Origin of the sequence: Pseudomonas sp. Q1-7 (assembly GCF_028010285.1) — a bacterium.
Classification (GTDB): Bacteria; Pseudomonadota; Gammaproteobacteria; order Pseudomonadales; family Pseudomonadaceae; genus Metapseudomonas.
Window position 1 is genome coordinate 5,745,298 of sequence record NZ_CP116304.1, and the last position, 13,663, is coordinate 5,758,960.

A 13,663-nucleotide genomic window follows, 5' to 3' on the forward strand; every position below is an offset into this window, starting at 1 on the left:
CTGGCATCCCTCGGAAGCAGCCTCCAGGCCCGGCCGTGATATCGTCGCCACCCCCGCTCCGTGGACGTTACGCCTTGAATGCCCGCTACCTGCGCATCGCCCTGCTGATCCTGCTGCCGTTCGCCGGCCTGTTCCTGGCGATGCACCTGGCCGGCCGCCAGGCCGAGCGCCAGGCCTGGCGCGCCGAAGGCGAGCAGGCCCGCGAACAGCTGACGCTCTATGCCGGCAGCCTGCGCACGCTGATCGATCGCTTCCGCGCCCTGCCCGCCGTGCTGGCGCTGGACCCGGAACTGCGCGCCGCACTCCAGAGACCTGTGGATAACGACCAGCAGCAGTGGCTCAACCTCAAGCTGGAACAGATGAACCGCGCGGCCGGCTCCACCACCCTGGAACTGCTGGATCGCGACGGCCTGGCCGTGGCCGCCAGCAACTGGCGCCTACCCACCAGCTTCGTCGGCCACAACTATGGCTTCCGCCCGTATTTCGCCGAGGCCCGCCGCCTGGGCAGCGGGCGGTTCTACGCAGTGGGCGTGACCAGCGGGATTCCTGGCTACTTCCTCGCCAGTGCCGTGGGCGGCCCCGGGGAAGCCTTCCTCGGCGCCATCGTGGTGAAGCTGGAATTCCCCGAACTGGAGCAGGAATGGGGACAGCGCGCGGACATCATCCTGGTCAGCGACGCCCGTGGCGTGGTGTTCATCGCCAACCAGCCAGGCTGGCGCTACCGCGAGCTGCAGCCCATCTCCGTCGAAGGCCGGGCCGAACTGGCCGCCACCCGCCAGTACGACCGGCAGCCCCTGGCGCCCCTTGTGCACAACACGCGGATCGATTTCGGCGACGGCAGCCGGCTGGTTCAGGTGGAGGGGCCGAACGGGCCGGCCGACTACCTCTGGGAAAGCCTGCCGTTGCCCGGCGAAGGCTGGACGCTGCACCTGCTGCGCGCGCCGCAGGAAGCCGTCAGCAGTGCCCGTGCCGCCAGCCTCGCCGCTGGCGGGGCCTGGCTGGCGTTGGTCTTCCTAGTTCTCTTCCTGCACCAGCGCTGGCGCCTGGCGCGCATCCGCCAGCGCAGCCGGGAAGAGCTGGAGCAACTGGTGGAACAGCGCACCGCCGCCCTGCGCACCGCCCAGGACGGGCTGATCCAGGCGGCGAAACTCGCCGCCCTGGGACAGATGTCCACAGCCCTCGCCCACGAGATCAACCAGCCGCTGACCGCCCTGCAGATGCACCTGGCCAGCCTGCGCCTGATGCTCGACAACGGCCAACTGGAGCAGGCGCGCAAGGCCCTGGGGCGGCATGACGAGCTGTTGCAGCGCATGGCGGCCCTCACCGGCCACCTCAAGACCTACGCGCGCAAGACGCCCGGCGGCCTGCGCGAATGCCTGGAACTCGGCGGCGTTGTGGATAAATCCCTGCAACTGCTGGCACCCAACCTGCGCGACGCCAAGGTGCGGATCAGCCAGGAGCTGAGTGTGCCGGCCTGGGTTTCCGGCGACGCCATCCGCCTGGAACAGGTGCTGGTCAACCTGCTGCGCAATGCGCTGGACGCGCTGGCCGGCAAGCCCGGGCCGACATTGTGGATAACCCTGCAGCGCGAAGACGAGCACTGGTTGCTCGAAGTGCTCGACAACGGCGGCGGCATCGATGAAGCCGACCTGCCACGGGTATTCGACCCCTTTTTCACCACCAAGCCGGCGGGTGCCGGCCTGGGAATCGGACTGGCGGTGTCCTACGCCATCGTCCACGAACTGGGTGGCACCCTGGGTGCCGCCAACCGGGACGGCGGCGCGGTGTTCAGCCTGCGCCTGCCTGTGGATAAGAGCAGAGAGGAACAGCCATGACAGCCCAGGTGATTTTCGTCGACGACGAAGCGGCGATCCGCGAAGCCGTGCGCGAGTGGCTGGAACTCTCCGGCTTCGAGGTCCGGGTGGAATCCAGCGCCGAGGACTGCCTGAAGGGCCTCGACCGGGACTTCCCCGGCGTGATCGTCAGCGACCTGCGCATGCCCGACATGGACGGCATGGCCCTGCTCAGCGCCGTACAGGCGCTCGACCGCGAGCTGCCGTTGCTGATGGTCACCGGCCACGGCGACGTGCCCCAGGCGGTGGAAGCCATGCGCCTGGGCGCCTACGACTTCATCGAGAAGCCCTTTACCGCCGAGCGCCTGCTGGACAGCCTGCGCCGTGCCCTGGAGAAGCGCCGGCTGGTGCAGGAGAACCGCCGCCTGCGCGTCCAGGTGGAGCTCAAGGACCAGCTCGACGGCCGTCTGCTCGGGGTTTCCCGGCCCATGGCACAACTGCGCCGCCAGGTGCTGGACCTGGCCACGACGCCGGTGAACATCCTGCTGCGCGGCGAAACCGGCGCGGGCAAAGAGATGGTCGCGCGCTGCCTGCACGACTTCGGCCCGCGCGCCGGCAAGCCCTTCGTGGCGCTGAATTGCGCGGCCATTCCGGAGAACCTGTTCGAGAGCGAGCTGTTCGGCCACGAGAGCGGCGCCTTCACCGGGGCCCAGGGCAAACGCATCGGCAAGATCGAACACGCCCACGGCGGCACCCTGTTCCTCGACGAAATCGAGAGCATGCCCCTGGCGCAGCAGGTGAAGCTGTTGCGGGTGCTGCAGGAACAGCGCCTGGAGCGACTGGGTTCGAACCAGAGCATCGCCGTGGACATCCGCGTCGTCGCCGCCACCAAGCCAGACCTGCGCGACGAGGTCCGCGCCGGGCGTTTCCGCGAAGACCTGCTCTATCGCCTGAACGTGGCCGAGTTGCAACTGCCCGCCCTGCGCGAACGACGCGAGGACATTCCGCTGCTGTTCGAACACTTCGCCCGCCAGGCCAGTGAACGCCTGGGCCGGCCGCAGCCCAGCCTGACCCCGGCGGAACTGGCCCGCTTGCTGGCCCACGACTGGCCGGGCAACGTGCGGGAGCTGGCCAACGCCGCCGAACGCCATGTGCTGGGGTTATCCACACGCCGGACCGAATGCAGCGACGACGAACCCTCCCTGGCGGAGCTGATGGAAACCTACGAGGCCCAGTGCCTGCGCCAGGCCCTGGCGCGCTGCCAGGGCGACATCAAGGCGGTGATGGACCTGCTGCGCCTGCCGCGCCGCACCCTCAACGAGAAAATGGCCCGCCATGGCCTGACCCGCAGCGAATTCCTGCCGGGCGAGGATGATTGACGGCGCCAACGCTGTCGTAGCGTGGCGCTGGGCGACGCGAAGCCCAACATTCCCGCCAGGGTTTCCCCGTTGAGCCTCGCAGGCTCCGCACCAACCTGCATGAGCGCCCGGCATCGGCGGAATTTTGCTCATCGCTTTCCCGGCGTCGGCAGGTTTCCGCGCATGATCGCCACGAATTCCCGCTGAAACCCCTCTATTCCGGGCATCTGCTCCCCTGGCACAGCTCCTGCTAAGTGCTCGGCGCACTTGCGCGGCTTCGGCCCGCGCCACAACAACAACTAAGCGTCGAGGAAAGATGATGGATAGCTCCAGCACCCTGACTGCCTCTGCAACACCCCGCAGCACATCGCAACGCATCAAATCCATTTTCAGCGGCTCGGTCGGCAACCTGGTCGAGTGGTACGACTGGTACGTGTACGCGGCCTTCTCGCTGTACTTCGCCAAGGCTTTCTTCCCCCAGGGCGATATGACGGCGCAGTTGCTCAACACTGCCGCGATCTTCGCCGTGGGCTTCCTGATGCGCCCCATCGGCGGCTGGCTGATGGGCATCTACGCCGACCGCAAGGGCCGCAAGGCTGCATTGCTGGCCTCCGTCCTGCTGATGTGCTTCGGCTCGCTGATCATCGCCCTGACCCCCAGCTACGAGACCATCGGCGTCGCCGCGCCAGTCCTGCTGGTGGTCGCGCGCCTGCTCCAGGGCCTGTCGGTCGGCGGTGAGTACGGCACTTCGGCCACCTACCTGTCGGAGATGGCGACCAAGGAACAACGCGGCTTCTTCTCCAGCTTCCAGTACGTGACCCTGATCTCCGGCCAGCTCATCGCCCTGGCGGTGCTGATCGTGCTGCAGCAGACCCTGACCACCGAGCAGCTGGAAAGCTGGGGCTGGCGCGTGCCCTTCGTGATTGGCGCCCTGTGCGCGGTCGTGGCCATGTTCCTGCGCCGTGGCATGGAAGAGACCGATTCCTTCACCCAGAAGAAGGACAAGCCGAAGGAAAGCCTGCTGCGCACGCTGTTCCGTCATCCGAAGGAAGTGCTGACCGTGGTTGGCCTGACCATGGGCGGCACCCTGGCCTTCTACACCTACACCACCTACATGCAGAAGTACCTGGTGAACACCGTGGGCATGAGCAAGTCCGACTCGACCATGATCTCGGCGGCCACCCTGTTCCTCTTCATGCTGCTGCAACCCATAGTCGGCGGGCTTTCCGACAAGATCGGCCGCCGCCCGATCCTGATCGCCTTCGGCGTCATGGGCACCCTGTTCACCTACCCGATCCTCAGCACCCTGCACAGCATCGAGACCTGGTGGGGCGCGTTCTTCCTGATCATGGCGGCGCTGATCATCGTCAGCGGCTACACCTCGATCAACGCCGTGGTGAAGGCCGAACTCTTCCCCACCGAAATCCGCGCCCTGGGCGTGGGCCTGCCCTACGCGCTCACCGTGTCCATCTTCGGCGGCACCGCCGAGTACGTGGCCCTGTGGTTCAAGAGCATCGGCATGGAGAGCGGCTTCTACTGGTACGTCACCGCCTGCATCGCCTGCTCGCTGCTGGTGTACGTGTTCATGAAGGACACCCGCACCCACTCGCGGATGAACCAGGACTGATTCCGCATCAGGATCGACACCAGACGGGCCCTTCGGGGCCCGTTTTCGTTTGTGGGTGTTGCGGGGCATCTACGCCGCCCGGTCAATCCGCGGTTGGGCCTCGTTTCGCGAGGCACCAACCTACGGGACAGCCTCGTCCTGCACAGCCCGTAGGATGGCGTAGAGCGAAGCGAAACCCATCACCTTGATAGTCCGCCCGGGCCATCCTCCGAAAGCCTGCACGCTGCCATTCCCGCCTTCAGCGCCGCCTCGTCCTGGGGTCCGGCGAAGATCAGTTCCAGACGCGAATCCTTGCGCCATTCACTGGCTTGCCAGTGGACCGGCGCGCCGTCCAGGGCATTGGCGGAAACCCAGCCAGCGCCGGTCTGCAGCACCAGCTTGGCACGGCGCCAAGGCAGGCTGGAAAGCCACGCCTGCAGGCGAATCGGGTCGAACTTCTGGCTGGGGTGCCAACGCCACCCCATGCTCCAACCCTCGTCATTGGACTGGATCTGGCAGATGGGTTCGTGCGGGTTCCTCCACAACACCGGAGGTTTATCCACACCTGTTGGTAAGTCATTGATACCAACAGCTTTTCCAGAATGTGAATGAATGCCCGGAAGCGCCCGGATATCCAGCTTTCCCTGTGTCGTCCACAGCCGGGGGACAGGCGGCAGATTTGCGACCAGTTGTTCACAAGTGACCGAGTCAAGCCCTTCGGCCTTGTTTAATAGCACCAGGCCAGCATCCAAAAGCGCCTCCCGCTGGCTGTCTGGCAGTAGCTGGCCGCTGGCCAGGGCCGCCGCATCGAGCACCATGACGCTCGGCTGTAGCGCCAGCACACCCTCCCAAGGGGGTTCGCGTAGCTGCCTCAGTAGCTCGACCGGGTGTCCGAGTCCGGAGGGCTCGATCAGCAGCCGGTTCGGCCGTGCCTTGCGCAGTAGCCGGCCAAGGCCGACCTGGAAGGGCGCGCCGTTGACGCAACAGACGCAGCCGCCCGCCACCTCGGCGATGGCGATGCCGTCGTCGCTGCCGGTCAGCAATACCGCGTCCAGGCCGATCTGGCCGAATTCATTGATAAGTACCGCCCAGCGTTCGTGGGCGGGCCGTTGCGCCAGCAGCTGACGAATCAGGCTGGTCTTTCCGGCGCCCAGGGGGCCGGCGATGAGATGGGTCGGGATATGGGTCAGCATCTGGCTATGGTGCTGCTTCACATACGCCTTGGAAATGGCCGTGTTAGAGTCGCTGCCTTCATTGCCTGGAAGACCTGCGATGCGCGCCTGGTTGCTGCCTCTGCTGCTGTTGCTGTCCATCGACGCCCGCGCCGAGGCCTGCCTGGTACACAGCCAGGGTGATGGGCTGGACGTGAAGCTCTGCCAGGAAAACCGTAGCATCCCGGCGCAGCTCTTTCGTGACGGTTTCTGCAAACCGGCAATGAAAGGCCAGAAGGTGGAGGTGAGCTTTGTGGATAACTGCCCTTCCGGCGCCTTCGGCGTGTGCCGCAACGCCAAGGTCAGCAACCAGCTCTATCGCCAGGACATCCACTATTACGGCGTCGCCAGCGATGCCCGCTACCTGAAGCCCTTCTGTGAAGGGCAAAGCCAGGGTGAGTGGGAGCAACGGTAATCCCCGCCCTGGCTGCAAGGCGAGGTCAGGAGCCTATTCCAGCCAATCCAGTGTGAGCAGTAGCCGACCCTCGCCCGCACCGGGTCGTGGCGACCTGTGGATAATTCCCCGTCCTTCATTGCCCGACCATCTTTCACCCTTGAACAGCGCCACATGGCCGGCGGCCAGTTGCTGGTTATCCACAACCCGCTCCGGTTCGGCGGCCGGGTCCCCCAGGCGCGGGCGCGACATCTCCCCTTCCCGCAGCCACTGGCTGCCGACGCCGACGTAGGTGGTGATCAGCCGCAGGGGCACCTGGTCGACGTGAAACCGCGGGCACATGGCCTTGTCCAGACGGCGCAGGCGCAGGCCAACGCGCCGGGCCCCCACCAGGCAGGCGAAGGCGCGCACCAGCCAACCGACATCGGCCACGAAGCCCGCATGCCCTTGCAGATCGGCGAAACCGGCTGCCAGGCCGACTATATCGGGCTCGCCCTCCGCGTCGGCCAGTTCCAGGGTCAGGGATTCGGCCAGCGGTTCGCCCAGGGCCAGCAACCCGCTGGCGAAGTCCTGGATATGCAGGGGCAGGCGGCGTTCCCAGATAGCCAGGTTGACGCCGTCCCGCAAGGCTTCTGCCAGCACGTCGGGGCTTTCGCCGCGAACCTGGCGGGGCGACGGCTCCACACGCGACGCAAGCATCAGTCGGACGCCCCATCGTCGTGCCAGGGGCCGAAGGGGTCGGCGAATTCCGTCCAGGCTTCCACGCCGAGCGCCATTTCCCGGTCGTCCAGCAGGCAGGCGTTCAGCTCGGCATGCAGGCGGGCGAAATCGATCCCCTGGCCGATGAACACCAGTTCCTGGCGGCAATCGCCCACATCCGCGACCCAGTGCTGCAACACCGTTTGCAGGCCTTCGCGGTCCTGCGGCCAACGTTCACGGGGAACGAAGCGCCACCAGCGCCCCGCCAGACTGTGGCGCATCAGACCGCCGGCCTGGGACCAACCGCCCGCCTCGCGATAGCGGCTGGCCAGCCAGAAGAAGCCCTTGGAGCGCAGCAGGCGGCCATTGCACCACTCGCGGTTGAGAAAACTGAAGAAGCGTTGTGGGTGGAAAGGGCGGCGCGCCCGGTAGGCGGTCGAGGCGATGCCATACGCCTCGGTTTCCGGCAGGTGTTCACCGCGCAGCTCCTTGAGCCAGCCTGGCGCACGGGCCGCGCGCTCGAAGTCGAAGCGGCCGGTATCCAGAATCTGCCTCAGCTCGACCTGGCCCATGACCATCGGCAGCACCTGCGCGTCGGGGTTCAGGCGCTGGAGGATGGCGACCAGCTCCTCGCGCTCGGCGCTGGAGATCAGGTCGCATTTGCTGATCAGCAGCACATCGGCGAACTCCACCTGTTCGATCAACAGATCGGTGATGGATCGCTCGTCCTCCTCGCCCAGCGTCTCGCCTCGGCTGGCCAGGCTCTCGGCCTCCTGGTAGTCGCGCAGGAAGTTCACCCCGTCCACCACGGTGACCAGGGTATCCAGCCGTGCCAGGTCGGACAGGCTCTGGCCCTGCTCATCGCGAAAGGTGAAGGTCTCGGCCACCGGCAACGGCTCGGAAATGCCGGTGGACTCGATCAGCAGGTAATCGAAGCGCCCTTCGCGGGCGAGACGGCTGACCTCTTCCAGCAGGTCTTCGCGCAGGGTGCAGCAGATGCAGCCGTTGCTCATCTCCACCAGGCGTTCCTCGGCGCGGTTCAGGCTGACGTCGCGCTGCACCTCGCTGCCATCGATGTTGATTTCGCTCATGTCGTTCACGATGACCGCCACGCGCAGTTGCTCGCGGTTCCTCAGTACGTGATTGAGCAGGGTGCTCTTGCCCGCGCCGAGGAAGCCGGACAGCAGGGTGACGGGTAAACGTGGGTCCATGGGGGTTCCTCTCGAGGCGGCGCTTCCCGCGGTGCTCCGGCCGGCTGCGGAAAAGGGCGGCCGGGCCTCGACAGGTTGGACGAGGCGTTCTTCGCGGTTGAGCAGATGACTGACGTGGAGCGATTCTTTCAAGCTAAATTTGTTATAACATAACACTCACCACCAGTTTCAAGAGTCCGCCGATGAATGCCATTCACCTCCCGGATGTGGCCGCCCAAACCGCCACCCTCAACCTGCCCCTGGACTGGGTCGGCATGTGCGACATCGCCCAGTCCTTGACGCTGGAGGGCCAACGCATTTCCGCCCGGGCGGATGCCGGCGTCAGCCTGGACGATGCCGGCGCCCGAGGTATCCACATGTCGCGGCTCTACCTGGCGCTGGCGGAACTGGAGCAGGAAGAACTGTCCGCCGATCTGCTGCGCCAGGTCCTGGCGCGCTTTCTCGACAGCCATCGGGACTTGTCCAGCAGTGCCAGCCTCCGCTTGCGCGGGGAGCTCCTGTTAAAGCGGTCGGCGCTGGTCAGCCCCCTCGCCGGCTGGAAGGCCTACCCTTGGGAAATCCATGCACGCCAGGATCCATGGGGGTTTCACGTGGAACTTCAATTGGAAGTGGCCTATTCCTCCACCTGTCCATGCTCCGCCGCGCTCGCCCGCCAGCTCATTCAGCAGCGCTTCGCCGAAGAATTCGCCGACCGTCCCCTGGAACGGCATCAGGTACTGGCCTGGCTAGGCAGCACCCGGGGGATAGTCGCCACGCCCCACAGCCAGCGCAGCAGCGCCCGGCTCTGGGTGCGCCTGGGTGGATGCACGCAAATTCCGGTGCGCCATCTCGTGGACATGACCGAACAGGCCTTGGGTACTGCGGTACAGACGGCAGTGAAGCGCGCCGATGAACAGGCCTTCGCCCTGGCCAACGGCCAGAACCTCATGTTCTGCGAGGATGCCGCACGGCGCGTCGGTGGCGCCTTGCGGGGAGAGGAATGGCTGGAAGGTTTCAAGCTCCGGGTCGTGCACGCGGAAAGCCTCCACGCGCACGACGCCGTTGCCGAATATGCCTGGCGTTATCCGCTATAGAGGTCCGCCCGGCTCCAGGGCAGCTCATGGGAGCCATCCCGATGAGGCTTGGTGGCGAGTATCTGGTGCAGGTTGATCCACCCCTTCTGGAAGGCATGGGAACAGCCGGCCAGATACAGCCGCCAGATTCGCAGCGCCTGTTCGGGCACCAGGCTGGCGGCCCTGGCCAGGTTGGCTTCCAGGTTGCCGCTCCAGAACGCCAGGGTGCGCGCATAGTGCAGCCGCAGGCTCTCCACATCCACCACTTCCAGGCCAGCCAGGCTCAGCTCGCTCACCATGGTGGCGAGGTGCGGTAACTCACCATGGGGAAACACATAGCGGTCGATGAAGTCACCCGCGCCACGGCCCACCGGCCGGCCATCCGGGTGCCGCGCGGTGATGCCATGGTTCATCACCAGACCGCCGGCGCGCACCGCGCCGAACAGGCGCTGGCAATAGACCGCCAGGTTGGCGTGGCCAACATGCTCGAACATGCCAACGCTGACCACCTTGTCGAAACGGCCATCCTGCGGCAGGTCTCGGTAGTCCAGCAGTTGCAGCTCGACACGATCCTCCAGTCCTTCAGCCTTTACCCGCTCCCGTCCAAGCGCCAGTTGTTGTTGGCTCAGGGTAATACCGAATACCCGCGCACCGTACTCGCGAGCGGCGAAGCGCGCCAGGCCTCCCCAGCCACAGCCCACATCCAACAGGTAATCACCGGGTTTCAGCCGCAGTTTGCGGCAGAGATGGTGCAGCTTGGCCTGCTGGGCGTCGTCGAGGTCCTCGCTACCCGTCGGGTAGTACGCGCAGGAATAGACCATGTCGCGGTCAAGCCACAGGGCGTAGAAATCGTTGGACAGGTCGTAGTGGTAGGAGATGGCCGCGGCATCGGTGGCCTTGTCGTGGGACTGGCGTTCGGGCGCCGCCTCGTCCGCCTCACCGATCAGTGCCTCGCTCAGGGCATCCCCGATGCGAATCACGTCGAGGATCGGCCCTTCCAGCTCCAGACGCCCTTCCACATAGGCGGTCCCCAGCGTGTCCAGGCTTGGACGGGTCAACAGCGACACCACGCCGGAGTCCTTCACCGTCATGGTCACGGTCGGGTTCGGGCCGAGGTCGATCTCCGTGCCATCCCACAGCCGCAGGCGCAGCGGCAGTTTCAGATCGCGCAGGACCGGTGGAAGTTGCGCAAGCATAGAAACCCCTCCTTGACCAAGGACACTGGAAAGGTAGACCAATCCGGACAGTTGTCAGGCTATCCATTCGATAGGATTCACTCAATCTCGAGGACCTTCCAGCCCACCTGATTATTTGACCACTGTCCGTGGTCAACGGCTCACCCTTTCAGGTCGTTTCAGGCGGACGCGCCCTGGTAATCACCGAAACCGGGCAGCGGCACAGGGCGCGCCATCGGCCTGCAGGAGCCGCTCAGCTACTGGCAGCATTCATGAAACGCAGGATCCTCACTCACCCAGTCGCTGGATGACTCGCTTGGAACATCCCGGCTTGCATCGTGGCGTATGCCCCATGAGGAGCATCGCCAACCAAGAGGAGAGCTCCGCTGTGCGAGTTCGCAAAGCGGGGCATGGTGGAGACAAGGTCACACCCTCGTAGCGTGATTGCGAACGAGGGGAAGTCGCCACGACCGCATTCCCGACGTAGGGACGGCCGTAACAGTCCTTGTTGACTCGGGACGAGCTCTATTTATTTCAGACAGCTCTGATCTTAGAGAATAAAGTCCGTCGCGCCTTTGCCGTCGCCAGCCCTAGTGCCCCGTGACCCCGTCTATACAATAGTGTGCATCTAAAGTCCGTCGCGCCCCCTCGAAATCATAGAAACCAGGGAACAGCTAAAGAATAAAGTCTGTCGCGCACTCAGACGCTCGCCTATGTGGAATGTCCCGAGTCGGCAAGTGAGAGACGCCCGCACAACTCAGCGAAGGTTACAGACCAAGCAGACATTACCGGTTAGAAGCCGGTGTCGACTGCGCAGACAATTTAATCCGAGGGATCAATGTAAGGCTTGAAGACGTTGAATGGGTTAGGCAACACCAAGTGAATTCGACTGGACTTGCCCCTATCAAACCGGACACCGGCACCCCGTTAAGTTGATGCCTCAGCCAAGCGCCTGAACTCGCGAGGCGAGCGGTAGTTCAGTGCGCTGTGCGGATGTTCCTCGTTGTAATGCTCGAAGGCGATGGCCAGGTTGCGCAGGGCCGTCGCCCGATCGGGCTTGGGCATGTGGCGGATGTAGTCGCGCTTCATTGTCTTCACGAAGCTCTCCGCCATGCCGTTGCTCTGCGGGCTGCACACCGGGGTTGTCAGGGGCAGCAAACCGATCTGTCGGGCAAAGGCCCGGGTCTGTTCGGCGGTATAGGCCGAGCCGTTATCGCTCAGCCATTGCACCGGCGACGCCGGCAGCTCGCTACCGAAGCGTTGCTCGATGGCTTCCAGCATCACGTCGCGGACATCGTCGCCACTGTAGCCGTTTGGGCTGGCTACCCAACTGATGGCCTCGCGGTCGCAGCAGTCCAAGGCGAAGGTCACGCGCAGTTTTTCGCCGTCCTCGCAGCGGAACTCGAATCCATCCGAACACCAGCGGGTGTTGCTCGTGTCCACGGCAACACGACCTTCGTGACGCCGCGCTACACCCGGCTGTTTACGCCGCCGCTCTAGCAACAGATCGTGGTCACGCATGACGCGGTAAACCCGCTTCACATTGACCGGTGGCTGGGCCTGCTGCTCATGCTGCCGACGCAACAGACCCCAGACCCGGCGATAGCCGTAGCTGGGCAACGTGCCGACGGCCTGCTTGATCTGCTCGACCAGGGCCGCATCGTTGAGCGTCCGGCGACGACGCGGCTGCAGCCCCGGAACAGGCTGTTTGAGTCGAGCCGTCAATTGCGAGCGCGCCACACCGAGACTCTCACTGACCGCTTTCACTGGTCGTCCCCCGGCAACAAGGGTGAGTGCGCAATCCATTTTCGCGAGCGGGCGATCTCCACCGCTTCCTTGAGTATCTCGGCTTCCATGGTTTTCTTGCCCAGCATCCGTTGCAGTTCGCGGATCTGCTTAAGGGCATCGGCCAGCTCGGAAGCAGGCACCACCGCTTCACCGGCACTGACCGCCGACAGGCTGCCGTCCTGGTAGAGCTTGCGCCAATGGAACAGCTGGTTGGGATTGATGCCGTTGCGCCGGGCCACCACCGAGACACTTTGTCCGGGCTCCAGGCTCTCGCGCACCATAGCCAGTTTCTCCTCGACGCTCCAGCGGCGCCGCCGCTCCTGGCCGAGCACTTCGATGGTCTTGTCTTTGCTGGTAGTCATAAACACAGTCGTTTGCCTATCCCTTATGGTAAGGGGGAAACGGTGTCCTGTGTTTCAAGGGGCTCGTTCATCGACGACTGACCCCCAGCTTGCCGTAGATATGATTCAGGTGAACCTTGACTGTCTTGTCACTGATCCCGAGGTGTCGCGCGGTTTCCTTGTTCGACATGCCGCGCCGAATGCAGGCGATTATTTCTGACTCACGCGGTGTCGGCTTATTTGTTTGCATGAGGGCGCGGGAAGCTCCTTCCTGCAGCAGAGAGATTTCCAAAGTTCGACGTTCAAGCCAAAGGCCGCCGCAACTCACGACGCGAACAGCCTTTGCAAGCAGCCGCAGCTCATGCCCAGCCGACAAGAGCCCCCGTACCCCCATTGGAACCAGTTGCAGCAAGGCCACACCATCGAGCGACTGGCCATTGAAGATCAATATGCGGGTCGTTGAGTGAGCTGAAAAGGCACCGAGCAATGCAACTGGATCTGCGGCAATCAGGCTCTCATCCAGGAGCAATACATCGGAGAGCACTTTTTCTGCCAGTTGAATTGCGTGCTCGCCGGTGGCCAGGCCAAGCACGCTCAGGTCGTCTTCCTCGCCGAGCAGGAGCAGCAGTTCGCTCCAGGACGCATTGATTCCAGCCGCGATGAAGACGCTGATCTTCGCCATTGAGTTCGTCCCAGCGCACTTTGTCCGGCGCGCCTTAGAGGGGGGTGAAACTCAATATAGAAGGCCGACTACTGCCCCGAACAGCCAGTCGTACCCCCGCCTAAGCCACGTGTCCGATCCTAAGCCACGTGGCCTATCTCAAAGACTCCACTAGGCCCTCTGACCGATATCGTGGCGTTTTGCCTGCTGCCATAGTGCGTTAACCGTCCCTGTCTCCAGCGCTCTCACAAGGCAGGTTCGGAAGCCCGAATATTCAAAAAACGGTAATTCGGCCGGAGCGTTACAGGAGCTGTGAAGTTGCTGCTTGGGAATGATTTCACCGGAGAAACGCCGCGCAAATCCTTATGAGGTAT

General features: G+C 64.3%; 11 protein-coding genes. 5 read left to right on the top strand and 6 right to left on the bottom strand.

Annotated elements, in window-relative coordinates; genetic code table 11:
• Positions 1-140: 140 nt before the first annotated feature.
• The 3 genes from PJW05_RS26445 to PJW05_RS26455 all read left to right on the top strand — a co-directional run bounded on the left by PJW05_RS26445 (position 141) and on the right by PJW05_RS26455 (position 4,778).
• Positions 141-1,835 (top strand): ATP-binding protein, encoded by a 1,695-nt coding sequence (locus PJW05_RS26445; RefSeq protein WP_271412311.1) that lies wholly within the window; start codon positions 141-143, stop codon positions 1,833-1,835.
• A complete protein-coding gene (locus tag PJW05_RS26450) occupies positions 1,832-3,172 on the top strand; it encodes a sigma-54-dependent transcriptional regulator (protein ID WP_271409879.1) in 1,341 nt (446 codons plus the stop codon). The genes PJW05_RS26445 and PJW05_RS26450 overlap by 4 nt, the downstream gene beginning before the upstream one ends.
• Before the next feature lie 298 nt (positions 3,173-3,470).
• Positions 3,471-4,778 (top strand): MFS transporter, encoded by a 1,308-nt coding sequence (locus PJW05_RS26455; RefSeq protein ID WP_271409880.1) that lies wholly within the window; start codon positions 3,471-3,473, stop codon positions 4,776-4,778.
• A 179-nt stretch (positions 4,779-4,957) separates the two neighbouring features.
• Here PJW05_RS26455 and PJW05_RS26460 read toward each other — a convergent pair whose 3' ends face one another.
• Positions 4,958-5,950, bottom strand: a complete 993-nt coding sequence (locus PJW05_RS26460) for a CobW family GTP-binding protein (RefSeq protein WP_271412312.1) — start codon at positions 5,948-5,950, stop codon at positions 4,958-4,960.
• Positions 5,951-6,029: 79 nt separating this feature from the next.
• Between PJW05_RS26460 and PJW05_RS26465 the strand changes: the two genes are divergently transcribed.
• Complete coding sequence (locus PJW05_RS26465) at positions 6,030-6,383, top strand: NADH:ubiquinone oxidoreductase (RefSeq protein ID WP_271409881.1); 354 nt, start codon at positions 6,030-6,032, stop codon at positions 6,381-6,383.
• Between the two features lie 33 nt (positions 6,384-6,416).
• On the opposite strand, the gene PJW05_RS26470 is transcribed toward PJW05_RS26465, so the two are convergent.
• Together PJW05_RS26470 and zigA are read right to left on the bottom strand one after the other, a co-directional pair.
• The gene (locus PJW05_RS26470; RefSeq protein WP_271409882.1) at positions 6,417-7,061 is read right to left on the bottom strand and encodes a DUF1826 domain-containing protein; all 645 of its coding nucleotides are present in this window, start codon (positions 7,059-7,061) and stop codon (positions 6,417-6,419) included.
• Entirely contained in the window at positions 7,061-8,272 is a 1,212-nt protein-coding gene (zigA, locus tag PJW05_RS26475; protein WP_271409883.1) for a zinc metallochaperone GTPase ZigA, read from the bottom strand. The genes PJW05_RS26470 and zigA overlap by 1 nt, the downstream gene beginning before the upstream one ends.
• Positions 8,273-8,454: 182 nt before the next feature.
• Between zigA and folE2 the strand changes: the two genes are divergently transcribed.
• On the top strand, positions 8,455-9,345 hold the full coding sequence (gene folE2 / locus PJW05_RS26480; protein ID WP_271409884.1) for a GTP cyclohydrolase FolE2: 891 nt from the start codon (positions 8,455-8,457) through the stop codon (positions 9,343-9,345).
• On the opposite strand, the gene cfaB is transcribed toward folE2, so the two are convergent.
• The 3 genes from cfaB to PJW05_RS26495 all read right to left on the bottom strand — a co-directional run bounded on the left by cfaB (position 9,333) and on the right by PJW05_RS26495 (position 13,310).
• Positions 9,333-10,520, bottom strand: coding sequence for a C17 cyclopropane fatty acid synthase CfaB (gene cfaB, locus PJW05_RS26485; RefSeq protein WP_271409885.1), 1,188 nt, complete (start codon positions 10,518-10,520; stop codon positions 9,333-9,335). The genes folE2 and cfaB overlap by 13 nt on opposite strands.
• Positions 10,521-11,426: 906 nt before the next feature.
• Positions 11,427-12,649, bottom strand: a protein-coding gene (locus tag PJW05_RS26490; RefSeq protein ID WP_271408042.1) for an IS3 family transposase whose coding sequence is annotated in 2 segments (ribosomal slippage) — positions 11,427-12,304 and positions 12,304-12,649 — 1,224 coding nt in all. Because the reading frame shifts where the segments join, the coding sequence is not laid out codon by codon here.
• A 67-nt stretch (positions 12,650-12,716) separates the two neighbouring features.
• Positions 12,717-13,310: a helix-turn-helix transcriptional regulator gene (locus tag PJW05_RS26495; protein ID WP_271409886.1), complete on the bottom strand. Its 594-nt coding sequence runs from the start codon at positions 13,308-13,310 to the stop codon at positions 12,717-12,719.
• Between the last annotated feature and the right edge of the window lie 353 nt (positions 13,311-13,663).

Coding starts and splice junctions, on each gene's coding strand:
- PJW05_RS26455 (WP_271409880.1), top strand. CDS start 3,471: ATGGATAGCTCCAGCACCCTGACTGCCTCTGCAACACCCCGCAGCACA.
- PJW05_RS26460 (WP_271412312.1), bottom strand. CDS start 5,950: ATGCTGACCCATATCCCGACCCATCTCATCGCCGGCCCCCTGGGCGCC.
- PJW05_RS26465 (WP_271409881.1), top strand. CDS start 6,030: ATGCGCGCCTGGTTGCTGCCTCTGCTGCTGTTGCTGTCCATCGACGCC.
- folE2 (WP_271409884.1), top strand. CDS start 8,455: ATGAATGCCATTCACCTCCCGGATGTGGCCGCCCAAACCGCCACCCTC.
- PJW05_RS26450 (WP_271409879.1), top strand. CDS start 1,832: ATGACAGCCCAGGTGATTTTCGTCGACGACGAAGCGGCGATCCGCGAA.
- PJW05_RS26445 (WP_271412311.1), top strand. CDS start 141: ATGCACCTGGCCGGCCGCCAGGCCGAGCGCCAGGCCTGGCGCGCCGAA.
- PJW05_RS26495 (WP_271409886.1), bottom strand. CDS start 13,310: ATGGCGAAGATCAGCGTCTTCATCGCGGCTGGAATCAATGCGTCCTGG.
- zigA (WP_271409883.1), bottom strand. CDS start 8,272: ATGGACCCACGTTTACCCGTCACCCTGCTGTCCGGCTTCCTCGGCGCG.
- PJW05_RS26470 (WP_271409882.1), bottom strand. CDS start 7,061: ATGCTTGCGTCGCGTGTGGAGCCGTCGCCCCGCCAGGTTCGCGGCGAA.
- cfaB (WP_271409885.1), bottom strand. CDS start 10,520: ATGCTTGCGCAACTTCCACCGGTCCTGCGCGATCTGAAACTGCCGCTG.